Raw genomic sequence first — 21,757 nt, 5'->3', positions numbered from 1 at the left:
GAAGGCTTGCACGCTTGTCGCCGCAATAACTTCAAGTTATCACTGGTACTGATAGCTTGCGTCGTTTCCGGCAAGGAGCTGAGATGAAAAAGACCACGCAGCATGTGACCGACCACTACCTGCGCTCCTTCATCCGGATCGCGCGCGCCGGCAGCCTTCACAAGGCCGCAGCCATCGTCGGCATTTCGCAGCCGGCACTCAGCAAGCAGATGAATTCACTCGAGGAAACGCTTGGCGTCAGCCTGTTCCGACGGACGACGCGCGGCGTGACGCTCACCGCCCACGGCGAATTCCTGCTCAACCGCGTCCAGTCGCATTTTGACGACATCGATGCCTCGATCATGGAGCTGGACAGCCGCTCGCCAAAGCTGAAGGGCCAGATCGTCTTCGGCGCGATCGAGACCTGCAGTTTCATCGACACGCTGTGGGATCTCGTCGGCACGTTCTCGCTGGAGAACCCGGAGCTGTCGGTCAACATCCGCACATACAACAGCGCCGAGATCGTCAGGCAGGTCTCGACGGGCGAATTCGACTTCGGGATCGTGCATGACAATTCGCTGTTTCCAGGCGACATGATCAAGACCCAGCTCGTTCGCGAACGGCTTTCGATCGTCTACTCGCGCAAGCATTTCGACGACGAGGCCATCGCAAGGTACCCCGACCTCGACAAGGACGTTTCGCTCATTTCGTTCGATGTCACGTCCGCCTTGGGCCGGCTGGTCCAGAACCACAACCGCCGCTACGGGATCCCGATACGCATCGAAACCAACTCGGTGCGCTACCTGCTCGATGCCACAGCCCGCGGCCTCGGCATCACCATCCTTCCGGAACGCTTTCCCCTGTCGTCGCTGCAGGACGCCGGGCTCGTGCGGCTCAACTCGCCGGCGCTGGACACGGTACGCGGCAACGTCATCATCCAAAGGCGCCGGCCGAGCCTGTCCAACCAGGCGGAAAGGTTCGTCAGCGAACTGCTGCGCCGGATCGCCAGTTAAGGCGCCGATGGAGCGCAGCCATCGCGGCATCTCAAGGGATCGCTCGAGGCGTCACGGGGACGCGGGCTTGCTCTCCAGCTTGCAGGCATAGAATTTTCGCGGGTCCCCGGCTCGCTTGCCCGGACCTTCAACGCGTCCGAGCCGCAGTGTCACGACCTGTCTGGGTTCGCCGCCCTGGTCGGCCCGCACCTCGCTCCATGTCATGTCCAGGCAGTGCGGATACGCCTGCTCGAACTGTTCGAGCACGTTTCCCCTCAGCTTTTGCACCGACAGGGCCTTCGGATAGAGAATGGCGGTGCTGTCCTTGACAATCGGCGGGTCCCAGTTGACCTCCATGCCCAGGGCATTCCGCGCATAGTCGACCATCGGCATGAAATGATAGGGACCGTTGGGGTTCTTGGCTGCATTCTCGTCATATGCCGGCGGATATTCCGGCTCCACGCCGAAGTATCCCGCGATGAACGACCAGCCGAAATAGGTGACCACAGCGAGCAACAGACCTGCGGCACCCACTGCGATGAGCCCTTCAATTGTCGAATTGAACGCCCCGGCCACCCTTTCCTTCACCCATTCGATGAAACCCGCAACGATACCCTTGCGCGCAGGTTTCAGGCCCTGCCCTGGCTGTACATTGCCTGCAGGGGTGGCGACCGTGGTCTTCTCGTCGGCCACCCTGTCGCCGGCAGCCGGCTTGCCCTGATCCTGGTCCGGGGCCATTTCCGCCGTCGGCTTGCCGTCGACGGCCGGTTTGCCCTGCTTCGGAATCGCCGGCTGAGGCGCTTTCGTGCCGCCCAGCTTTTTGGCGGCGCGCGGCTTCCTGCTGTCCTGCTTGCCGTCCCTGGCCACGGTCAGACCCCTGGCAGCGCCATGAACAGATACTCCCGCCCGCCTTCGCGATCGTTGCGGATGATGAGGTAGGGCGAGGTGAGCTCGACGAAGGTGATGCCGCTTTCGACCTCCCGCGAAAACAGATCCTTGAGCTCCGAAAGCATCCCTGTCCGGCCTTCGGCGCCGGTCGCCAGACGTGGATCCGCGACTGCGCACCAAAAGCCGTCGAGGGTCGCATTGGCATCGCTGTAGGCCCGCACCGGACGCCTGTCGGCGTCGGGATAGTTGGCCAGGCAGGCGCCGATGGCATCGGAGTAAGGCGGCTGCTGAAGGCGCGGATCGCCGCTGTCGAAGGGAGAGGCCGCCGCCAACAGGAAGCCGATCGCCGGGGCAAGGCCATTGTCCTTGGCACCGCGCGTGTTGATGAAGTCGGCCAGATTGGAAGCGATATGTCGTTGTGCCGCCTGCAAGGCGTCGCGTGGCGGGCTGCCTGCGCTCCAGCCGTCGACCGAGAAGCGGCACGTATGCGCTCCGGGGTCCTCATACATCACCACAGTGGCACCCGGCGGAAAACCAATGATGGCTGAATTGGTCACGGGGTCGTCGCAAATCAGCTCTTCTGCGCCGACGTGAGCCCCTGAAGACAACAGGAAAGCGCAAGCCATGAACCAGTATCGCATGGTGGAACCCCCTCCCACATCCGAACAGACTTCAATGCCAGTACTAGCTGCCTGGGAGACTTGGCTGCATGTCGTCTCTTCGGTCACGGCATCATATCAGAATAGCCTGAAAAGATCAGAACAACCTGAAAAGATCGCCATTTCCGTGGTTGTCTGGGCGTTCGCGCCGACAGCACTTGGGAGGAATGCCCGCTCCCCTATCCCTCTTCCGCATTCGCCGCGGCGCGGAAGCGCGCTTCGAACTCCCGCCGCAGTTCGCGGCGCAGTTCGGCGGCGCGGTGGCGGCGGCGGTCGATGTCGGTCGACGGCACGAAAGGCGGGATTTCGGTGGGGCGGCCGTCATCATCGACCGCCACCATGGTGAAATAGCACGAGTTGGTGTGGCGCCGCTGGCCGGAGCGGATGTTCTCGGCCTCGACGTGGATGCCGATTTCCATCGAGGTGCGGCCGGCGAAATTGACCGACGCCCGGAAGGTGACCAGCTCGCCGACATTGATCGGCTCCCGGAACACCACCTGGTCGACCGACAGCGTGACGGCGTATTTGTTGGAATAGCGCGAGGCGCATGAAAAGGCGACGCGGTCGAGCAGGTTGAGCAAGGCACCGCCATGCACCTTGCCGCTGAAATTCGCCATTTCGGGCGTCATCAGCACGACCATTTCCAGCCGGCGCGTATCCCTGTCTTCCACGTATGACCCTTTCCCTGCACGTCGCACCCTAACGATTCGACGCTATCCAAGATGCGGCTGAAATACCAGTTTCAGCCCGGTCCGGGTGCGGAAAACAAACCGGCTCGGTGCCCTTGTGGCGCGAGAGAATTCAAGCCCGCCACGCAGCCGCGGCCCTCGTCAGCGCATGAAGATCAGCGCCATGCCCGCGACCACCAGCGCTGCCCCGACCCAGGCGCCGCCGGCCGGGCGTTCGCCGGTCCGCGCCCACAGCATCGGCAGGATGATCACCGGCGAGGTTGCCGAAAGCGTCGAGACGATGCCCACCTTGCCGCCCGAAAGCGCAAACAGCAGCAGCGTCATGCCGATGGCGAGCGCGATGATGCCGGTCAGTGCCGTCAACGCGGCGATCTTCCATGTCAGCGGCGCCCTCGGCTTGACCGCCGGTATCGGCAACTGGATCAGCACGCTCAGGCACAGGGCTGCGACGCCGACGCGCAGCATCGAGGCGACGAACGGGTCGATGCCCGTCGCCATCACCGGGCGCGCGATGATGGAGCCGATGGCCTGGCCGGCAGCCGCCCCCAGTCCAAGCGCCACACCGATCCACAACGGCCCCTTCACCGTTTCCCACGCATGCAATTGCGCCCGGCGCTTGCCAAACAGGATTGCCAGCAACACGCCGGCAACCGTCAGGCCGATGCCCGCGGCAGCCATTGGCGCAAGATCCTCGCCCAGCAACAGCCAGCCGAGCACGGCGGCAATCGGTGCGTTCAACGCAAACAGGATGCCGGAGCGCCGGGGTCCGAGCCGGTTCAACGCCGCAAACAGCAGCGTGTCGCCGGCGAATATGCCGATCAGGCCGGACAGCAGCAGCGGTCCCGCACTGCCGGCGTCGAGTTCGCGCCATGTGCCGGTGAACACGACATAGATTGCCAGCAGCCCCGTCACGAAGATCTGCCGCAGGCGGTTGAATGCCGGCGCGCCGAGATAGCCGGCGGGGCCGGCCGAGATCAATCCCGTTACGGCCCAGCATGTCGCGGCCCCGATTGCTGCGATCTCGTGAACAGGCATCGATGTTCCAACTGGCAAGAGTACGTACGAAGAGGCGGTACATTCGCATCTTCTGATTCACCGCTATAGATGCGCCCGATGTTTCGTCGAGTGGCACGGCACCGCGGCGACAGGGCCACCGCGAAACCAATCGACTGTCTCGAACGATTCAAGCGTTATTACGCGTTGGATTGATCAAAAGCGCGACCATAGCTTGTGCCCGAAAGGACCAAGCCATGAATGCCCACAGTCGATTCGACCCGAACACCGTCACCGTCAGCCCACAACAGGCGCGCCACCAAAGCCGTTCCGGCCTCCTGGCCGGCGTTGCGCTGACGGTAGCCATCGCCGGCATCGCGTTTGCGCTGCGGCTGGTTCCTGGCATATCGAGCTTCAGCCCGATGATCATCGCCATCGTCATCGGCATGGCGGTGCACAATCTGTGGGGCACTCCGGTTGCAGCCAAGGCGGGCGTGGCCTTTTCCATGCGCAAGCTGCTGCGCTTCGCCATCATCCTGCTCGGCCTGCAACTGACAGCGAGCCAGGTCGCCGAGGTGGGTGCCACCGGCATCGCCATCATTGCTGCGACGCTCGTCGGCACCTTCAGCTTCACGCTGTGGCTGGGAAAGGCGATCGGCGTCGACCGCAAGCTGGCCGAACTGATCGCCGCCGGCACCTCGATCTGCGGCGCCTCGGCGGTCATCGCCACCAATACGGTGACCCGCGCGCCGGACGAGGACGTTGCCTATGCGGTCGCCTGCGTCACCGTCTTCGGCTCGGTGGCGATGTTCGCCTATCCGCTGCTGCCCGGTCTGCTCCACCTCGACGCCCATGCCTATGGCCTGTGGGCCGGCGCCTCCATCCACGAGATCGCCCAGGTGGTCGCGGCAAGCTTCCAGGCTGGCCAGCAGGCCGGCGAGTTCGGCACGGTGGCAAAGCTCACCCGCGTCATGATGCTGGCGCCTGTGGTGATCGCGCTCGGTGTCCTTGCCAGGAGCCACGCCAGGTCGGCAGGCTCGGCCCGGGACGGCGCCCCTGCCCCGATGCCGTGGTTCGTGCTCGGCTTCATCGCCATGGTCGGCTTCAACAGCCTGGTCGAGATCCCTGCCGAGGCAAAGACGTGGATCGTCACGCTGACCACGTTCCTTCTGGCCACCGCGCTTGCCGCCATGGGCCTCGAAACCGACGTCGCCAAGCTCCGCGCCCGTGGCGCCCGTCCACTGCTGCTTGGTCTTGGCGCATTCCTTTTCATTGCGCTTTTCAGTCTAATGCTGGTCAAGCTTGCCGGCTGACGACTGAAAGGAATGCCGTGACCCTCGAACAGCTCAGGATCTTCGTGGCGGTGGCCGAGCGCGAGCACGTCACCCGTGCCGCCGAAGCGCTCAACCTGACGCAGTCGGCGACCAGTGCCGCGGTGTCGGTGCTCGAAGCGCGCTACCAGACCCAGCTCTTCGACCGCGTCGGCCGCCGCATCGTTCTGACCGATGCGGGCCGCATCTTCCTGTCGGAGGCGCGTGCGGTGCTCGCCCGCGCCCAGTCGGCGGAGATCGTACTTGCCGACCTCGCCGGCCTCAAGCGCGGCGCGCTCAAGCTCGCCGGTAGCCAGACGGTCGCCAACTACTGGCTGCCACGCATCGCCCATCGTTTCCGGTCCAGCTATCCCGGCATCGACCTCGACGTCACCATCGGCAACACAGAAACGGTCGCAGCACTGGTCCGCGACGGCGTTGCCGATCTCGGCTTCGTCGAGGGCGAAGTCGACGATCCGGCCCTGGCCATCGAGCCGGTCGATGAAGACGAACTGGTTCTCGTCGCAGCTCCCGGCCATCCCTGGACCGGCAATGCCCCCGGCAGCCAGCGCGACCTCCAGGCCGCGCGCTGGGTCCTGCGCGAACCGGGTTCGGGCACGCGGGCGCATTTCGAGGCCGTCCGCACCGCCCGCGGCCTCGAACAGGGCAGCCTCGACATCGCTCTGGAACTGCCGTCGAACGAGGCCGTCCGGGCCGCGGTCGAGGCCGGCGCCGGCGTCGCGGTCATGTCGCGGCTCGTCGCCGAAGCCTCGCTCAAGGCCGGCACGCTCGTTGCCATCGATTTCGAACTGCCCAGGCGCCGCTTCTTCTCGCTCCGCCACAAGGAGCGTTATGCGACGCGGGCGGCACGCGAATTCCTCGGACTTGTCGGCGCCGGTCCGCGACGCGCCTGACGGAACGACAAATCTCGCCGGTGGCGATCAGTTGGGCGACACTGTTTCCTGAGGCGGGCGCGCCTCGGCAGCAAGGTGGAAGAAGCTGAGCGCGAACACACCGCCGGCGAATAGCGCAAGGATCGTCAGAATGATCCAGTTCGAACGTGCTCTTCGGCGCTGGATCATCTGGCTTTCTTCGGCGCTCAGGTGTCTCATCGTGCCAGGTGCAGCTTGCATGGGGATGCCTCGGTGTCGCTTCGCCTTTTCTAACCCAAGGAGTGGCGACTGGATGCTGCCGGTGGCTGCGCCACATTGCCGCTCACGCCGGCGGAAACATTGCCTTAACCATGATGGGTCGAAACTGTGTCGACCACGCCGGGCAATTCGGCCGGCACAACATGGTATCTACGAATGCGAAATGCGCTGAGAACGGCTGCGGTTGCAGCCCTTGCAGTCTTGCTGAGCAGTTACGTCTCGAGCGTGCTCGAGGTGGATGGCAAGGCGACCCGGCCAGTGCCGGCCGCCCTCAAGGCGGAAATGTCGCGCAAGGCGATGTCGCCGGCGGCGCCCATTCTCATCCGGATCTTCAAGCAGGAAAGCGAACTCGAGGTCTGGAAGCGTGACCGGAGCGGCAAGTTCGCGCTGCTCAAGACCTATCCGATGTGCCGATGGTCAGGCAAGCTCGGGCCCAAGACACGCACCGGCGACAGGCAGGCGCCCGAAGGTTTCTACCATGTCTCCGCCGGGATGCTGAACCCCAACTCGCAATACTACCTGTCGTTCAACCTGGGCTACCCAAACAGGCTCGAGTCGGCTCTCGGCTATACCGGCGAAGCCCTCATGGTGCATGGCGCATGCTCGTCGTCCGGCTGTTTCGCCCTCACGGATCAAGGCGTCGCCGAAATCTATGCGGTGGCGCGCGAGGCGCTTGCCGGCGGCCAGGGCTCGTTCCAGGTCCAGGCATTTCCGTTTCGCATGACACCCGGAAACATGGCGAAAAACGGTTCCGATCCCAATTTCGCGTTCTGGTCCGACCTGAAGCGAGGCTACGATATTTTCGAGGTAACCCGCCGGCAGCCCAAGGTGTCCGCCTGCGGCGGGCGTTATGTCTTCGACAGGGAGTTCGAGGGCGGTGAACCGCGCGACGTGCTTGCAGCCTGCCCGCCAGCCCTGAATGGCGACGATCCGAAGATTGCCGCCAAGACGCAGGCAGATACAGTTACGGCAGGCAACCTCATCTCGACCGGGACCGCGCTCTCGGCCCATGCCTATGCCGATGGTGGCATGCACCCCAGCTTCCGCAAGCTGCTCAAGCGCGACGGCCAGGCCGACCTGGCCAAGAGGACGTCAATGACTTCGGTTCCGATCAGCCGGCCTGATGCCGCCCTGGCCGACCCGCACTCCCCGGACGAATGAGCCGGTGCATCGGCGACCATGGCCGCCGATGCTGTCCGATGCCTAGAAGCTGACCGCCAGCTTGGCATCGATGCCATGGTCGGAAGCCTTGCTGCTGACCTGGCCGGTGTAGCTGATGCCGAGCCTGGTCTTCGGCGCGATCGCGAAGTCGATGCCGGCGCCGAGCACGGCCGCATCCCTGGCGATGGCCGCACCGCTGACGTCGAAGCCGCCGCTGCCGTCGAAGGCGAAGGACGAGGTCGGCGCGACGTCGCCGAAGGCATGGCGCCAGCCCAGCGTGCCGTGGAGCGTGGCCTCGCTCGCGCCCAGCGAAACGTCTGTCGAGCCGCGCACGCCAAGCGTGGTGAAGGTCACGTCGCTGCTCGATGCCGCGCTCGACAGTGCCGCCGCCCCGCCCTTCTCGGTGAAGGCGTCCGTCCGCAGGTTGACATAGGTCAGGTTGGAGAAGCCCTCGACCGTGAAGCGCCCAGCATCGACCTTGTAGCTCGCCTCGCCGAACACCTGTGCCGTGCCGCCGCTGTAGCTCGCCGACAGCGCGTCGGCAAAGCCGGCGAAGGCAACCTGGCGTGCGGTATCGAAGCGGTGCCAGGTGTAGCCGGCGCCGACGGTCAGGCCGAACGGCCCCGCCCGCGTGCCGGCGTTGACGCCGAGATGGTAGTTGTCGCTGCTGCCGCTCGAGCCGCCATTGGCGGTGTCGAACGACGAGCGGCTGTAGCCGGCAATGACGCCGGCGCGCCAGGCATCGCCCACCAGCGCGTCGCCGCCGGCCAGCAGGCCGCCGGTGCTGCGGTCGAAGCCGACATTGGCGGTATCCGCCTTGCTGTCGCCCCACGAACCGAACGCGCGCGTCCACAACGCGAAACGGTCGGTGTCGGCCGCCACCAGTTCGAGGCCGTCGTCGCCATAGGCCATGACCGGCATGCTCGCGGCAGGCACCTCGCCGAAGGCCTGGTCGATGCGGCTGGTGGCGGCGTCGAGCATGACGCCGCCGTCCTGCATCATCATGCCCCTGGCAGAGGAATGCACCTCGCCCGACATCTGCTCGAACGCATCCTGCGCGCCGGCCTCGTCGAGATTGGCGACGGCAGCATAGGCGGCATTGCCGAAGCCGAGGCTTTCAAGGGCGGCGGCTGTCGCCTTCTGGTTTCCGTTGGCGCCGACGTCGGCAAAGCTGATGTCGTTGCGGTTCAGCGTCAGCGTCACATCGTTGGCGCCATAGGCCAGCGTCGGGTCGAGGAAGACGAGGTTCGAGCTCACATCGGCGAAGGCGCCGGTCACGCCACCGGCGGCGGTGACGATCGTGTAGCGGGTCTGCGGCGCGTAGTTGTTGCCCGAGGCTAGCGTCAGCACCGAGCCGCCCTGAAGCACCGCCTTGCCCGACGCCGCGACCTTGTCGCTCTCGCCCCTGTCGTTGGCTTCGACCTCGAAGACCGAACCCGCCTCGAAGGTGATGTCGCCAGCGACATTGATCGTGCCGATCGAATTGCCCGGCGCGAGCACGCCGCCCGCGGCAACCACGGTGTTGCCGAGCGTGCCGATGCCGCCCAGCGCGCCGCCGGCGCCGACCGTCGTCAGCGCCGAGGCAGCAATCGAGCCCTGGAGCGAGAGCGCACCGGCCTTGACGATGGTCTCGCCGGTGTAACTGTGCGTGCCCTCGAGCACGAGCCCGCCGAGACCGAGCTTGGTCAGGCTGCCTTCGCCCGAGATCTCCTTGGCGATGCCGAGCACATTGCCGGCGTCGGCGATGTCGAGCGCCCCACCGCCTGCCTCCATCACGAGGTTGCGGGCAAGCACGTTCATGCCGGTGCCGACAACCTTGAGGCTGCCGCCATCGAGCCGGAGCCTGGCCTGGTCCGTGCCGAGCGCCGCATCCTCCTCGACGACGACGGTGCCGCCATCGGCCACCTTGAGCTCGCCGATGAAGCTGTGATCGTCGATGCAATAGTCGGCGATCGCCTGCTGGAAGCGCGCATCGGTGCTCTTGCAGTCAAGCAAAGTCTTCTTCTCGGCCTCCGTCAGGCCGGCCAGGATCGGCAGGCCGTTTTCGTCCGAGATCTGGCCGAGATAGACGTCGTCGCGCATATTGTTGCGGGTGAGGAAAAACTCCTTGCCGCGCTCGGAGAAAGTCGAGGCATCCTTGCCCCAGACGACGCGGGTCTTCTGCGTGCCATTGTCATCATAGGTTTCGAGCTGCGGCCCGACCCAGCGCACATTGTGCGCCACGGGCTCATGGTCGGAGAGCGGCGTCTTCGTACCGTTGGCGTTGGTCACATAGCTGACGTCGGTGATGACGCCGAGATAGGGATCGTCCTTGTCATCGTCGATCTGCCACCACTTGCCGAAGGGCCGCGAGGCCAGGAAGTGGTCGATCTTGACGCGGTGCCAGCTGCCCCAGGTGTTGGTCGCGTCCTCGCCATGCGAGGGCCAGGTCACCGAACCGTCGTTCAGCGCATGCGGCGAGAACTGCTCGCGCTCCTCCGGCAGTTGCAGCACCTGATACTGCTTCTTCAGGATGTTCATGGTCTGCGGCAGATTGCCGGCGACCGGATACATCTCGTCGGCGAACAGATCCGGAGGGATCGGAGCCGCATCGATCGCCGCATTGCCCTTGCCCTTCCACTGGGCGATGAAGGCGTCGAGCTGCGCCTGGTCCTTGGCATATTGCTTGAGCAGGCTGAGATAGAAGGCGTTGGTCGGCGCCTTGGTGTAGATCCTGAGCAGCCGTTCCTGCTGGCTAATCGAGTGCAGGCCGCGCTCCGACACGTCGCCGGCATTGAAGTCGCCCGTCATGATGATCGGGGCCGTTGCCGAGGCCGCCCACTGGTTCAGCCCCTTGGCTTCGCCGATGCGGTTGGTCGAGGGATCGTAATAATTCAGGTGGGTGGTTGCCACGTAGCTCTGCGGCCGGCTCGAAGTGGCATCGAGCAATGTGTAGGTGGCGGTATCGCCCAGCTTGTTGGCGCCGAAGCTCCCAGGCAGGCGCGAGATCACGCCGACGTCGCCGTCCTGCCGCTTGCCGAACGTGCCAAGCCCGGCCCCGCTCAGGATTCCGGGAATGTCGCGTGTGTAGGTGCTGTTGGTCTGCAGTTCCTGGAAGGTCAGGACATCGTAATTGCCCTTGGTGAGGAATTCGGACATCACGCTCGGATTGGCCTTGAACCGGTCGAGCCAGGTGTTGAGCGTCAGGATCCGGATCGAATCTTCGGCCGCCTGGGCCGAAACCGCCTGGAGCGCCAGAGCGGTGCCGCACAGCAGCGCGGCCGCAGCGGTGCGCATGCGCCTGTTGTGGCGGGCCTGGCCAGGCGCGTCGTCGGCGCCATGTTGGAAAGTCGTCATCGCGTAACTCCTGTGTGCGAGGCGACCGCGCATTGTCACAAAACCGCCAGGGCTGGCGTGCGAATGACATGTTGCGGTCACTGAAAAGTACGGATTCGGACATTAGTTTTGTTAGATGTCACTTTTACAACATTATTGGGTACGATCCCGAAACTCCGCACATCGCCGGAGGAGCCGGGTGAACCCGGCACGGGAATTTGCTAGCTAGGATTGTGGAGACCGGATCGCAGATGCCCAGAACACACGGACCCGGCATGGACCAGGACGACAAGAAGTCGAGGCGCCAGGCGCAGCTCCTGAGCTATCTGGAGAAAAACCACTACGTCTCGATCGAGGAGATCACTACGCTTTACGGGGTGACGACACAGACGGCGCGTCGCGACATCATGGCGCTCGAACAGGACGGCAAGGTGCGCCGTCTGCATGGCGGAGCCACCATATCGACGCCGGTCGAGCCGGCGGTGCTGCGCCAGCGCCGCGTCGACAATGCCGCCCAGAAAGAGAAGATCGGCCGCCTCGCCGCCGAACTCATCCCCGACGGCGCCGCCGTGTTCATCGACACCGGCACCACCTGCGAGGCGGTGGCGCGGGCGCTGGTCCGGCACCGCGATCTGCGCGTCGTCACCTACTCGCTGCGGGTCGCCACGACGCTCAGTGAAAGCACCAACTTCGCCGTTGCCGTCCCCGGCGGCTTCGTCCGCCAGGTCGACGGCGGCGTGTTCCGGGAGGAGACGGCAGACTACATCAGGCGCTTCAAGTTCGACATTGCCGTCATCTCGGTCAGCGGCGTCGACCATGACGGCGACATCGGCGACGACGACCATGCTGAGGTCGCCGCCGTCTCCGCTGCGATGGGCCAGGCCGCGCGCACCATCATGGCCGTCGACAGCTCGAAGTTCGGCCGCCGCGCGCTCGTCCGCCTCGGATCGTTGTGCGACATCCACACGCTCGTCACCGATGCGCCGCCGGAAGAGCGTCTGCTCGCCAGGCTGCGCGACAGTGGCGTCGAGATCCGCGTCTAGAAGTTCAGGCGGACCTTTCTGCCGTCAGAAATGTCGGGAGAGTGTTGCTGTGCCCTAAGGGCACAGCGTCGGGGTGGCGCAGGTCGAAGGCACGGGGTGAAACAGCCTGCTTCGCCGGCGGGCGCTGACCCTGGACGACACGCTTTCCCACCCTTGGGTACCTGCCATGGCATGGCGCGCGAGCATGCGGATGTCGTCGGCGCTGTATCCGTCGCGCTCCATGAGCTTCAGGATGATCGGGTCGTGCAACAGTTCCTCAAGCGTCAGTTCCGGCTGATCGCCCATAGTCGCCTCCGTTCGTGACCATTAGACTAGACACAACATAATCCCGAACCATGACCGGCAAATGGCGGTTGCGTGACACGAAACGGGCTTTTCGTCGACTGGCGGCCGTTGGCGCTCGGCCGCCTTGCCAAAATTGCGTATCGCCGCTGCTACCAGCTGATACGGGCCTGCGGCATGCCATACATCAGGCGCGAAAACTCGTCGCCGGAGACATGGACCAGCGTGCGGTGGTCGCCGCCCTCGAAATAGACGTCGCTGCCGCGGCGCAGCTGCTCGTCGACCACGCAAGCCACCCTGTAGGGCACGCCGAGGATAGGCACGGCGCCTTCGTCGCAGTCGGGAAACAGCGAGCTTGCCTCCTCTTCGGTTGCCAGCCGCACCTTGTCGCCGATGATCTCGCGCATCCTGGCGAGGTCGACATGACGCGAGGCCGGCAGCACGGCAAGCACATAGCCGTCCTCCCATCTCAGCACCACGCCCTTGGCAAGGGCATTGCCGGGCACGTGGCTCGCCTCGGCAGTCATCATCGAGCAGCCGGTCCGCGCATGTTTTGCGGCGTCGTAGCGGATGTGATTGTCCTCTAGATATTCTTGCATCGTCAATGAGATAGCCATGACCGTTCCTCCGGTGGGCGTACATCGGACGCTGTTGACCGGAACAGGCGGAGCAGGCGGCTGGCACCCAAGCGATGGTATCGGACTGTCCGATCCCGCCATGGCCAACTCATTGCCAGTTTGCCGGTATGCCGAAGTTTCGAGGCCCCAACTGGGGTATTTCGAACGCGCGGGAAAGATACACTGAGCGACCGCGGACGGCAACAAAAAGACCGCCGCGCGCCCGATTTCGGAGCGCGCGACGGCTGTCCCGGCCAAGCCTGCGGCGCCCGCGCCTATTGCGCTGCCTTGACCTGCTCGTCCCAGGTTTTCACCTTGGTCTCGCCGTTGAGGAAGGGCAGCGCCATCGCGGCCAGTTCGGGCGCGAAGAAGACGTCGTAATGGGTCCTGTTGGGGATGATCGCCAAGCGGTTCTGCGACATCGTCTCGCGCATCCAGCCGGCGTCCCTCAGGCCGCCGCCGAGCAGCTGGTAGAACTTCACGATGTGCTCGGGCCGGTACATGTCGCTGTCGCCATAGGCCAGCATGACCGGCATCTTCAGCGTCTTGACGTCATCGGCCCAGTCATAGGGGGTGCGCATCATCTCGCCCATCCTGTCGAGCAGCTTGGGGAAGTCCTCGACCTTCGGCGCCACTGCCGCATAGGCCTGGTACATCGGCGTCGGCTTCATCATCTCGGCCATGCCGGCGCCGACCTGGGCCTGCATCGGCAGCATCTCGGGATAGAAGCCGTCCTGGGCATAGCCAGCCGACACCAGCACCAGGCGCCGCACCATTCCGGGATGCTGCACGGCCAGCCGGAAGGCGACGCCGCCGCCCATCGAATAGCCCATGACGTCGACCTTGTCGTAGCCGAGCGTCTTCAGCAGCCCGGCCATGTCGTCGCCCATGTCGACGAGGCTCATCTTGCGCTCGGTCAGCGCGGTGCGGCCATGGCCGTAGAGATCGACCGCAATCACCTGCCGTCCCTTCGACAGGGCTGGCAGCACTGGTCCGAACATGTCGATCGAACCCAATCCGCCATGCAGCAGCAGCAGCGGCTCGCCCTCGCCGCGGATCTCGTAATAATAACTCACGCCGTTGACCTCGGCATGGCCGGTCCTGACGTCGGCCGGCTTCGATTTCGTCGTCTCGGCCATGGCCATCCCTCCCGTTGCAACTGCAAATGCCGCCGCCGCCAGCATGGCGATGAAACTGCGCTTGTTCATGTCCTCGTCCCTTTTCTCGATCCCGGCCTCGCGACCCTCTTGCCTCTAGGACGAACCAAACGACGGGACGCCGACACCGGTGGAGAGTTTTTCCACGCCTCGCGTTTTTTTCTGAGGCCATACGGAGACTTGCGAGATCTCCTCAATCGCGCTTCATCCCCTCTGGCCTGCCAGCAGGCCAGAGGGGATGAAGGATCACAGCCTTGCCGGAACAGTTGGTTTGCGGAGCCGTCACGGCATGGATCCCCGGGTCTGCGCAGTTCGCTTCGCTCCTGCTCCGCCCGAGGATGACGACGGCAAAGAGGTTTGCCGCTAATCTCCTTCGTCTGTATCTTGGCATGATGACTGTCGAAAACAGCGACTTCCGCCACTGCCGTTGACGGTTGGCAGCGAGTCTCCTGCCTCCGTCATCCTCGGGCGGAGCAGGAGCGAAGCGAACTGCGGAGACCCGGGGATCCATGCCGTGACGGCTGGAGCTTACACCACGGTCCCATGCCATTCGTACATGCACGCGGATTGTCACCATCTGTCAGCATCCCGCGTGGATAGCCGCCCACCTTTTTCCACGCCCTCCCAACCTCCCGTATCATTCACCTCGCGATCTTCCACGGGACTCCGGTGCGCACCGGGCWACGGGGGGAAGCGCCGGTGCCGGGCTGGCAGGAGGTCGGATCTTCTGCTGGGTGATGAGCCCCCAAGCCTGGGCCTTGCTGGCGGCCTGCGGAAACCCCGCCGCCGCGAAGAGCGGGGCAAGAACACCGGGCGGGGCGCGRACGTCGCGCCAAACATAAAACTATCGGAAGGCACGGCCTCGCGCCCCGCTTCCCGAACCTTTTCTCAAGCAATGGCCAGGCGCGAAGGCGAGCGTGGCAAGGCAGGCACTTGCCTTCTCCCCTTGCGGGAGAAGGTGGCCGAGCAAAGCGAGGTCGGATGAGGGGTGTTGGAAGGAATGAGAGTCTGCAGGAAGAATCTCGGAGGCGGAACCTGAAATGCCCTGCTCCGTCCAGCACTATTCATCCGTCTTGGCGCTGCGCGCCAATCCGCCCGGCCCTCCGCTATGGCTCCGGGCGTTCGTCGTTGGAAAAGCCAAATCGTTGGCTTTTCCTGGCCTTCGGCCACCACCTCACCGCACAATGCGAAAAGGGAAAAACTACGCTCCGCCGACCTTCTCGCCGAAGGTGGAGAAAAACTGGCCGGCGAGTTTCTTCGACGTCGAGGTGATCAGGCGGCTGCCGAGCTGGGCGATCTTGCCGCCGACGTCGGCCTTGGCGGCGTATTTGAGGATCGTCGCATCGGGGCCGTCCTCGGTCAGCGTCACGTCCGCGCCGCCCTTGGCGAAGCCGGCGATGCCGCCCTTGCCCTCGCCCTCGATGGTGTAGGAACGCGGCGGCTTGAGGTTTTTCAGCGTGACCTCGCCGGCGAAGGTCGCCTTGATCGGGCCGATCTTGAGCACCACCTTGGCCGCCATCTCGGTCGGCGACGACATCTCCAGGCTCTCGCAGCCGGGGATACTCTCCTTCAGGATCGCCGGGTCGTTCAGCGCCTTCCAGACCACGTCGATGGGGGCTGCGATCTTCTCCTCGCCTTCAATCACCAGAGCCACGGCAAATCCCTCCCTAGAGAACTCACCCGACGAGGGGTAACGCAGCAAATCGGGCTTGTCCATCGTGCCGGCGGCGCGCCAAGCGGCGCATTCGGACGCCAGTCACCGCCGTCGCGCCGGCATCGCGCTTGTGGCGTTTTCGCGCTTGGAATAACGATGCAGGTCGGACTACGGAGAAATTTCATGACCGGCCAGAAGACGACGAAGAAGCTCCGTTCGCAGGAGTGGTTCGACAACCCCGACAATCCCGGCATGACCGCGCTCTATCTCGAGCGCTACCTGAATTTCGGCCTGACGCGCGAGGAGCTGCAGTCGGGCAAGCCGCTGATCGGCATCGCCCAGACCGGCTCGGACCTGTCGCCCTGCAACCGCCACCACATCGAACTCGCCAAGCGGGTGCGCGACGGCATCGTGGCTGCCGGCGGCGTGCCGTTCGAGTTCCCGTGCCACCCGATCCAGGAAACGGGAAAACGCCCGACAGCCGCGCTCGACCGCAACCTCGCCTATCTCAGCCTTGTCGAGGTGCTCTACGGCTACCCGCTCGACGGCGTGGTGCTGACCATCGGCTGCGACAAGACCACGCCGGCGCTGTTGATGGCGGCAGCCACCGTCAACATTCCGGCGATCGCGCTGTCGGTCGGGCCGATGCTCAATGGCTGGCACAAGGGCAAGCGCACCGGCTCGGGCACGGTGGTGTGGGAATCGCGCGAGCGGCTGTCGGCCGGCGAGATCGACTACGACCAGTTCATGGACATCGTCGCCTCTTCGGCGCCCTCGGTCGGCTATTGCAACACCATGGGCACGGCAACGACCATGAACAGCCTGGCCGAAGCACTAGGCATGCAGCTGCCGGGGTCGGCGGCGATCCCCGCGCCCTATCGCGAGCGTGGGCAGATTTCGTACGACACCGGCAGACGCATCGTCGACATGGTGCGCGAGGACCTGAAGCCCTCGGACATCATGACCCGCGAAGCCTTCGAGAACGCAATCGTCGTCAACTCGGCCATCGGCGGCTCGACCAATGCGCCGATCCACCTCAACGCCATTGCCCGCCATCTCGGCGTGCCGCTCGACAATGACGACTGGCAGCATGTCGGTCACCATGTGCCGCTGCTGGTCAATCTGCAGCCGGCCGGCGAATATCTCGGCGAGGACTACCACCATGCCGGCGGCGTGCCGGCCGTCGTCGCCGAATTGATGAAGGCCGGCCTGCTGCCGCATCCCGACGCGATCACCGCAAATGGCCGGACCATGGGCGAGAACTGTGCCGCGACCGAGACCATGGACACCAAGGTCATCCGCCCGGTCGCCGAGCCGCTGAAGGAGGATGCCGGCTTCATCAATCTCAGGGGCAATTTGTTCGACAGCGCCATCATGAAGACCAGCGTGATCTCGAAGGAGTTCCGCGACCGCTACCTGTCGAACCCCGCCGATCCCGAAGCCTTCGAAGGCACCGCAAAAGTGTTCGACGGGCCGGAGGACTACCACGCCCGCATCGACGACCCGGCGGAGAGCATCGACGAGAACACGGTTTTGTTCATGCGCGGTGCGGGGCCGGTCGGCTATCCCGGCGGCGCGGAAGTGGTGAACATGCAGCCGCCGGCCTACCTCATCAAGCGCGGCATTCACTCGCTGCCCTGCATCGGCGACGGGCGCCAGTCGGGCACGTCGGGCTCGCCGTCGATCCTCAACGCCTCGCCGGAAGCCGCCGTTGGCGGCGGGCTGGCGCTGCTGAAGTCGGGCGACCGGGTGCGCATCGACCTGAGGAAGGGCACCGCCGACATTCTCGTCGGCGACGACGAGATCGCGCGCCGCCGCGCCGAATTGCAGGCCGATGGCGGCTACCATTTCCCTGGTCACCAGACGCCGTGGCAGGAAATCCAGCGCGGCATGGTCGACCAGCTGGCGCAGGGCATGGTGCTGAAGCCGGCGGTGAAATACCAGCGCGTCGCCCAGACCAAGGGCATCCCGCGCGACAATCACTAGCCGGGCTGAGTTGCCGGGATCTCTCCCGAGCAGATCGGCTGCGCCAGGATCTCGGCAAGGATGCTGCGCCGGTTAGTATCGGCGCGTTCGAGATAGTGCCTGGCATGCTGGCCGGCAGCGACGGTGCCGATGCCAAGCGCAACAGCCAGGACGGCCATCGCGCCCCATCGCAGTGCCCGGTGCCAGCCTGACGCCAGGCCGGCCAGCCGCCGCCAGGCGGCGACGATCGCAAGCATCAGGCCGGCCAGCGCGCAGCACATCTTTGGCTCAGCCGTGCTTGCCGCAGCCACAATCGGCCGGGTGATAGCGCCCCGTCATCTCGACGGTGCCGCCCTTGCCGTACATGTCGTGCGGCCGCACCCAGTCGGCGAGGAGGTAGAACGGTCCGTTTTCGTCGCGGCCCTTCGGCATCACGTCGAGAAAGCCATAGGCGCCGAGGAACTGCTCGCCGCCGCGGCCGAAGGTCGAGTAGGTGTGGTAGATCTGGCCGTCGTCGTCCTTGTAGAAGACGCTGTCGCCGGAAAGGTCCTCGATCGGGAAATCGAGCGGCGCGAAATTGTAGACCGCCTTCTTCGCCGCGAGCTGCTCGGGCGTGTAGGAGACGTTGAAATCGTAGTTGAAGTCGCTGGCAAACGACGAGACGAAACGCGCGCGCCAACCCATGCGCGCCTTCAGCACCTCGATCTCGGCAAGCGGCGCACGCGCCACGGCGACATAAGTGACGTCGTGGTTTTCGAGATGGACCAGCACGCTGTCGGCATTGTCGAGCTCGAACGAGCAGCCGACGCAATGATGGACCTGGCCGGGGCCCATCATGAAATGCTTGATGAACAACTGGCTGCGGCCATCGAACAGGTCGGACAGCGACAGCCGGCCTTCGGGAGCGTCGAAGAAATACGGCTTGTCGATGCGAACCCAAGGCAGTTCGCGGCGCTCGGCACTGAGCTGGTCGCGCGCTTTGGTCATCGCCTTTTCCTTGGCAAGCAGCGCACGCCGCGCCACCGCCCATTCTTCCCTGGACACGATTTCATGCTGCATTTCACTCTCCATCGTTTGGACACAGGTTTCCCTTCGGCCGCCGGATAGCGGCCGTCATGCACGGCTCGAACTTTCGATGCTTGCGACTAGAGGTAGGCCGTCACCGGCGGTGGGCGGTCCCAGGCGTCATGCCTGCCATCCTCGTAGATGATCGGCACGGCGGCCAACTCCTCCGGCGTGACGTCGTCGAGGCAGGCGAGGTTCACGGCATAAAAATCGCCGCCCATCATCTCGAAGCTCGCCGAGGCGAATGGATGGACGCCGCAGCGGCTGCAGAAGGTGTGGCGGATGGCGGACTCGCCGAAGCGATACTCGGTCAGCGTGTCGGCGCCCGAAGTGACGCGGAAGCCGGCGGGGCGGGCGAAGTTCTTCCAGAAACGGGTCTTGGCGCACCAGGAACAATTGCAGCGGAAGCTCGACGTCCACCAGACGCCGTCGAGCTCCGGCTTCGAGCGCTCACCCATGGGTGCGAGATCGAGCTGGCATTCGAAATGCACGGCCCCGCAATGGCAACTGCCGCGATAGGATTTCAGCATGGTCGTTCTCCTCGCATGGCGCGTCGTTCCGATGATCGACAACGATCATCGGCGACAGCGGTTTCAATCGGGCGGTCGGCGCGCCGGCAGCGTCAGCCGGTGCGCGAGAACTCAGACGACGGGTCGGCCGGCGAGCGCATCGGCGAGGCGATCGAGGCATTCGCCCCAGCCACCCAGATGCGAGTCGCGGGTTTCGACGTCGAGGAACGGCTCCTGGCGGAAGGTCAGGCGCGTGCCGTCGCCTTCAGCCTTCAGCGTGACCGTCACCAGCGTCTGCCAGTCGGGATCGTGATCCCAGGCGAAAGTGAAGACGATCTTCTCGTTGTCCACGATCTCGCGGAAGGTGCCGGTCATGCCGTTGTCGTCGTCGCCGTGGATGAGTAAATGATAGCGCCCACCCTTGCGGAACTCGTGCGTCCGGCATGTCGAGGTAAAGCCCTTCGGCCCCCACCAGCGGGTCAGGTGCTCGGGGCTCGACCACATGCGGAAGACGAGCGCCGGAGGTGCATCGAAGACGCGTGAGAATTCGAGCGAAAGCGACCTTGCAGCGACGGTGTCAGTTCTTGCGGTCATCGGGATCTCCCTTGGGCGTCTGCAGTTCCTTGAGATAATCGGCCATGCGGTCGAAGCTGGCGTCCCAGAAGCGGCGGTAGTGTTCGACCCAGCCGGCGATGTCCTTGAGCGGCCCGGCCTCGAGCCGGCACGGGCGCCACTGTGCCTCGCGGCCACGGCTGATCAGCCCGGCGCGCTCCAGAACCTTGAGGTGGCGCGAGATCGCCGGCAGGCTCATCGCGAAGGGCTCGGCCAGTTCGTTGACAGTCGCCTCGCCCTGCGCGAGTCGAGCAAGGATCGCCCGCCTTGTGGGGTCGGCGAGGCTGGCGAACGTGGCGTCGAGGCGATCTTCGGTCATTTATTTAGCACGATTGTTAATTAACATATCCGTTAAATACAACCGAAACCGAGTTGAGTCAAGCCACGCGGAAGCGGCGCCGCGACATGGCGACGGAGATAGCCCGCACGATGGAATAGAGGCCCGCTTCGCCCGTTTTCCCTGACAACCAATCAGGAGATGCCAGATGTTCCTCTCGCCCAAGCCGCGCTCGATACGCTTCCTCTGCCGCCCCGAGGACGAAGGGGTGATCCCGCCCCCGGTGCCGGCCAAGACCTTTCTACCCGACTGGTTCCGCAAGCTGCCGGCGGTCGATCCCGAGAAGCTGTCGACCGACGACAGCGGGCTGACGGTCAAGCGCTGCATGCCGTTTCTCGACGCGATGACGGCAGGCTGGATCATCCGGCTGCCGGCGACCGTGCGCATGGAGATATCGGATGGCGGCAAGACGGTGAACAGCGCCTGGGACTTCGACCGCACGCTGGTCAGCAACCACGGTGCCCACCAGGTCGCCGGCAATCCGCGCGCCCCGCTTCCGCCGTGCAAGTTCCACAACTACTGGACAGTCAGGACGCCGCCGGGCTGGAGCTGCCTGTTCGTGCAGCCGTTGAACCGGCCGAACGGCATCTTCGAGATCGTCTCGGGCGTGGTCGACACCGACAGCTACACTGCCGAGATCCATTTCCCATTCTTTGCCACCGGCGCCGACGGGCTGCACATCATCGAAAAGGGTGCGCCGATCGCGCAGGTCATCCCCTTCGAGCGCAAGGCGCTCGATCTTGTCGCCGACATCCGCGCCGAGCGCGAGAACGAAGAACAGGACCGCACCCGCGTGTTCCGCAACACCATCGCCGCCGACGGCTGGTACAGGAAAGTCGCACGGGCGGCGCGCTGAACGCTACCGTCCGGGCATAACGAAAAGGGCCGGTGGATTTCTCCACCGGCCCTTTCGCCTGGCGCCTTGCTACAGCGATCAATCGTCGTCGGACGAAGAGTTCGAGCTCGAATTCGAGCTGGAGTTAGACGACGAGTTCGAGCTGGAATTGCTCGACGAATTGGAAGAGCTGTTGGAGCTCGAATTGTTCGACGAATTCGACGAGCGGTTGGAGTTCGAGTTGCTCGACGAATTGGACGAACGGTTGCTGCTCGAATTCGACCAGCTCTTGCCGCCGCTCGCATTCTTGCCACCCGAGATGATGGACTTGAAGAACTTCGAGACATCGTCGTCGGCCTGTGCGGGCGTGGAAACCACCGGTGCGGCGAGGGTCAATGCGCCAAGGATGGCGAGGATCTTTTTCATCTCTAATCTCCTGTTCGACAATCTTGGTGATTGCCCGGGAGGAACGGGAGACGTCGCGGTCTATTCCGTGAGCGACCCAAAATTCATGGGCGGTCGGCTGCGATCAGCCCTCGCATTC

23 protein-coding genes are annotated in these 21,757 nt (G+C 64.6%); 7 read left to right on the top strand and 16 right to left on the bottom strand.

Annotated features, from left to right (window positions below; all coding sequences use genetic code 11):
• The first annotated feature begins 83 nt into the window (after positions 1–83).
• Positions 84–992 carry a LysR family transcriptional regulator gene (locus ASC75_RS03685; RefSeq protein WP_055970676.1) on the top strand — a complete coding sequence of 303 codons (909 nt, stop codon included), beginning with the start codon at positions 84–86 and terminating at the stop codon, positions 990–992.
• A 51-nt stretch (positions 993–1,043) separates the two neighbouring features.
• On the opposite strand, the gene ASC75_RS03680 is transcribed toward ASC75_RS03685, so the two are convergent.
• From ASC75_RS03680 to ASC75_RS03665, 4 genes are all read right to left on the bottom strand, one after another.
• Positions 1,044–1,838: a hypothetical protein gene (locus ASC75_RS03680; protein ID WP_055970675.1), complete on the bottom strand. Its 795-nt coding sequence runs from the start codon at positions 1,836–1,838 to the stop codon at positions 1,044–1,046.
• 2 nt (positions 1,839–1,840) lie between these two features.
• Positions 1,841–2,587, bottom strand: coding sequence for a hypothetical protein (locus ASC75_RS03675; protein ID WP_156381096.1), 747 nt, complete (start codon positions 2,585–2,587; stop codon positions 1,841–1,843).
• Between the two features lie 110 nt (positions 2,588–2,697).
• A complete protein-coding gene (locus ASC75_RS03670; protein ID WP_055970673.1) occupies positions 2,698–3,189 on the bottom strand; it encodes an acyl-CoA thioesterase in 492 nt (163 codons plus the stop codon).
• A gap of 159 nt (positions 3,190–3,348) precedes the next feature.
• Complete coding sequence (locus ASC75_RS03665; RefSeq protein WP_055970672.1) at positions 3,349–4,242, bottom strand: DMT family transporter; 894 nt, start codon at positions 4,240–4,242, stop codon at positions 3,349–3,351.
• Between the two features lie 215 nt (positions 4,243–4,457).
• Here ASC75_RS03665 and ASC75_RS03660 point away from each other — a divergent pair, with 215 nt between their 5' ends.
• Positions 4,458–5,513, top strand: coding sequence for a YeiH family protein (locus ASC75_RS03660; protein ID WP_082496378.1), 1,056 nt, complete (start codon positions 4,458–4,460; stop codon positions 5,511–5,513).
• Between the two features lie 17 nt (positions 5,514–5,530).
• Positions 5,531–6,424, top strand: a complete 894-nt coding sequence (locus ASC75_RS03655; RefSeq protein ID WP_055970671.1) for a LysR family transcriptional regulator — start codon at positions 5,531–5,533, stop codon at positions 6,422–6,424.
• Positions 6,425–6,451: 27 nt separating this feature from the next.
• On the opposite strand, the gene ASC75_RS25820 is transcribed toward ASC75_RS03655, so the two are convergent.
• The gene (locus ASC75_RS25820; protein ID WP_156381095.1) at positions 6,452–6,643 is read right to left on the bottom strand and encodes a hypothetical protein; all 192 of its coding nucleotides are present in this window, start codon (positions 6,641–6,643) and stop codon (positions 6,452–6,454) included.
• Positions 6,644–6,817: 174 nt separating this feature from the next.
• Here ASC75_RS25820 and ASC75_RS03650 point away from each other — a divergent pair, with 174 nt between their 5' ends.
• On the top strand, positions 6,818–7,822 hold the full coding sequence (locus ASC75_RS03650; RefSeq protein WP_055970670.1) for a murein L,D-transpeptidase family protein: 1,005 nt from the start codon (positions 6,818–6,820) through the stop codon (positions 7,820–7,822).
• A 42-nt stretch (positions 7,823–7,864) separates the two neighbouring features.
• On the opposite strand, the gene ASC75_RS03645 is transcribed toward ASC75_RS03650, so the two are convergent.
• On the bottom strand, positions 7,865–11,158 hold the full coding sequence (locus tag ASC75_RS03645) for an autotransporter domain-containing protein (RefSeq protein ID WP_055970669.1): 3,294 nt from the start codon (positions 11,156–11,158) through the stop codon (positions 7,865–7,867).
• Positions 11,159–11,388: 230 nt separating this feature from the next.
• Between ASC75_RS03645 and ASC75_RS03640 the strand changes: the two genes are divergently transcribed.
• Positions 11,389–12,180 carry a DeoR/GlpR family DNA-binding transcription regulator gene (locus ASC75_RS03640; protein ID WP_244487748.1) on the top strand — a complete coding sequence of 264 codons (792 nt, stop codon included), beginning with the start codon at positions 11,389–11,391 and terminating at the stop codon, positions 12,178–12,180.
• Positions 12,181–12,234: 54 nt separating this feature from the next.
• Here the strand turns inward: ASC75_RS03640 and ASC75_RS03635 are convergent, their stop codons facing one another.
• From ASC75_RS03635 to ASC75_RS03620, 4 genes are all read right to left on the bottom strand, one after another.
• On the bottom strand, positions 12,235–12,465 hold the full coding sequence (locus ASC75_RS03635; RefSeq protein WP_055970667.1) for a hypothetical protein: 231 nt from the start codon (positions 12,463–12,465) through the stop codon (positions 12,235–12,237).
• 149 nt (positions 12,466–12,614) lie between these two features.
• Entirely contained in the window at positions 12,615–13,079 is a 465-nt protein-coding gene (locus ASC75_RS03630; protein WP_055970666.1) for a YbaK/EbsC family protein, read from the bottom strand.
• Between the two features lie 275 nt (positions 13,080–13,354).
• Positions 13,355–14,287 (bottom strand): alpha/beta hydrolase, encoded by a 933-nt coding sequence (locus ASC75_RS03625; RefSeq protein ID WP_055970665.1) that lies wholly within the window; start codon positions 14,285–14,287, stop codon positions 13,355–13,357.
• A gap of 1,150 nt (positions 14,288–15,437) precedes the next feature.
• Positions 15,438–15,890 (bottom strand): carbon monoxide dehydrogenase subunit G, encoded by a 453-nt coding sequence (locus ASC75_RS03620; protein ID WP_055970664.1) that lies wholly within the window; start codon positions 15,888–15,890, stop codon positions 15,438–15,440.
• Between the two features lie 183 nt (positions 15,891–16,073).
• On the opposite strand from ASC75_RS03620, the gene ASC75_RS03615 reads away from it, so the two are divergent.
• Positions 16,074–17,876, top strand: coding sequence for an IlvD/Edd family dehydratase (locus tag ASC75_RS03615; RefSeq protein ID WP_055970663.1), 1,803 nt, complete (start codon positions 16,074–16,076; stop codon positions 17,874–17,876).
• Here ASC75_RS03615 and ASC75_RS03610 read toward each other — a convergent pair.
• The 5 genes from ASC75_RS03610 to ASC75_RS03590 form a co-directional block, all read right to left on the bottom strand.
• Positions 17,873–18,136, bottom strand: a complete 264-nt coding sequence (locus tag ASC75_RS03610) for a hypothetical protein (protein WP_055970662.1) — start codon at positions 18,134–18,136, stop codon at positions 17,873–17,875. The genes ASC75_RS03615 and ASC75_RS03610 overlap by 4 nt on opposite strands.
• A 7-nt stretch (positions 18,137–18,143) precedes the next feature.
• On the bottom strand, positions 18,144–18,914 hold the full coding sequence (locus tag ASC75_RS03605; protein ID WP_244487747.1) for a thioredoxin family protein: 771 nt from the start codon (positions 18,912–18,914) through the stop codon (positions 18,144–18,146).
• 86 nt (positions 18,915–19,000) lie between these two features.
• Positions 19,001–19,450, bottom strand: coding sequence for a GFA family protein (locus ASC75_RS03600; RefSeq protein WP_055970660.1), 450 nt, complete (start codon positions 19,448–19,450; stop codon positions 19,001–19,003).
• 111 nt (positions 19,451–19,561) lie between these two features.
• Positions 19,562–20,023: an SRPBCC domain-containing protein gene (locus tag ASC75_RS03595; protein ID WP_055970659.1), complete on the bottom strand. Its 462-nt coding sequence runs from the start codon at positions 20,021–20,023 to the stop codon at positions 19,562–19,564.
• Positions 20,007–20,360, bottom strand: a complete 354-nt coding sequence (locus ASC75_RS03590; protein WP_055970658.1) for a metalloregulator ArsR/SmtB family transcription factor — start codon at positions 20,358–20,360, stop codon at positions 20,007–20,009. The genes ASC75_RS03595 and ASC75_RS03590 overlap by 17 nt, the downstream gene beginning before the upstream one ends.
• 166 nt (positions 20,361–20,526) lie before the next feature.
• Here ASC75_RS03590 and ASC75_RS03585 point away from each other — a divergent pair, with 166 nt between their 5' ends.
• Entirely contained in the window at positions 20,527–21,234 is a 708-nt protein-coding gene (locus tag ASC75_RS03585) for a DUF6065 family protein (RefSeq protein WP_055970657.1), read from the top strand.
• Positions 21,235–21,312: 78 nt separating this feature from the next.
• Here ASC75_RS03585 and ASC75_RS03580 read toward each other — a convergent pair whose 3' ends face one another.
• Positions 21,313–21,639, bottom strand: a complete 327-nt coding sequence (locus tag ASC75_RS03580; RefSeq protein WP_184117398.1) for a hypothetical protein — start codon at positions 21,637–21,639, stop codon at positions 21,313–21,315.
• Between the last annotated feature and the right edge of the window lie 118 nt (positions 21,640–21,757).

The organism is Aminobacter sp. DSM 101952 (assembly GCF_001424795.1).
GTDB classification, from domain to species: domain Bacteria; phylum Pseudomonadota; class Alphaproteobacteria; order Rhizobiales; family Rhizobiaceae; genus Aminobacter; species Aminobacter aganoensis.
Note: the sequence above shows the minus strand (reverse complement) of the source record. Positions and strands in the feature narration are given on the sequence as shown.

Excerpts from the sequence above, each read along its gene's own strand:
- ASC75_RS03685 (WP_055970676.1), top strand. The coding sequence starts at position 84 with ATGAAAAAGACCACGCAGCATGTGACCGACCACTACCTGCGCTCCTTC.
- ASC75_RS03665 (WP_055970672.1), bottom strand. The coding sequence starts at position 4,242 with ATGCCTGTTCACGAGATCGCAGCAATCGGGGCCGCGACATGCTGGGCC.
- ASC75_RS03660 (WP_082496378.1), top strand. The coding sequence starts at position 4,458 with ATGAATGCCCACAGTCGATTCGACCCGAACACCGTCACCGTCAGCCCA.
- ASC75_RS25820 (WP_156381095.1), bottom strand. The coding sequence starts at position 6,643 with ATGCAAGCTGCACCTGGCACGATGAGACACCTGAGCGCCGAAGAAAGC.
- ASC75_RS03650 (WP_055970670.1), top strand. The coding sequence starts at position 6,818 with ATGCGAAATGCGCTGAGAACGGCTGCGGTTGCAGCCCTTGCAGTCTTG.
- ASC75_RS03645 (WP_055970669.1), bottom strand. The coding sequence starts at position 11,158 with ATGACGACTTTCCAACATGGCGCCGACGACGCGCCTGGCCAGGCCCGC.
- ASC75_RS03640 (WP_244487748.1), top strand. The coding sequence starts at position 11,389 with ATGCCCAGAACACACGGACCCGGCATGGACCAGGACGACAAGAAGTCG.
- ASC75_RS03635 (WP_055970667.1), bottom strand. The coding sequence starts at position 12,465 with ATGGGCGATCAGCCGGAACTGACGCTTGAGGAACTGTTGCACGACCCG.
- ASC75_RS03630 (WP_055970666.1), bottom strand. The coding sequence starts at position 13,079 with ATGGCTATCTCATTGACGATGCAAGAATATCTAGAGGACAATCACATC.
- ASC75_RS03625 (WP_055970665.1), bottom strand. The coding sequence starts at position 14,287 with ATGAACAAGCGCAGTTTCATCGCCATGCTGGCGGCGGCGGCATTTGCA.
- ASC75_RS03615 (WP_055970663.1), top strand. The coding sequence starts at position 16,074 with ATGACCGGCCAGAAGACGACGAAGAAGCTCCGTTCGCAGGAGTGGTTC.
- ASC75_RS03610 (WP_055970662.1), bottom strand. The coding sequence starts at position 18,136 with ATGTGCTGCGCGCTGGCCGGCCTGATGCTTGCGATCGTCGCCGCCTGG.
- ASC75_RS03605 (WP_244487747.1), bottom strand. The coding sequence starts at position 18,914 with ATGCAGCATGAAATCGTGTCCAGGGAAGAATGGGCGGTGGCGCGGCGT.
- ASC75_RS03600 (WP_055970660.1), bottom strand. The coding sequence starts at position 19,450 with ATGCTGAAATCCTATCGCGGCAGTTGCCATTGCGGGGCCGTGCATTTC.
- ASC75_RS03595 (WP_055970659.1), bottom strand. The coding sequence starts at position 20,023 with ATGACCGCAAGAACTGACACCGTCGCTGCAAGGTCGCTTTCGCTCGAA.
- ASC75_RS03590 (WP_055970658.1), bottom strand. The coding sequence starts at position 20,360 with ATGACCGAAGATCGCCTCGACGCCACGTTCGCCAGCCTCGCCGACCCC.
- ASC75_RS03585 (WP_055970657.1), top strand. The coding sequence starts at position 20,527 with ATGTTCCTCTCGCCCAAGCCGCGCTCGATACGCTTCCTCTGCCGCCCC.
- ASC75_RS03580 (WP_184117398.1), bottom strand. The coding sequence starts at position 21,639 with ATGAAAAAGATCCTCGCCATCCTTGGCGCATTGACCCTCGCCGCACCG.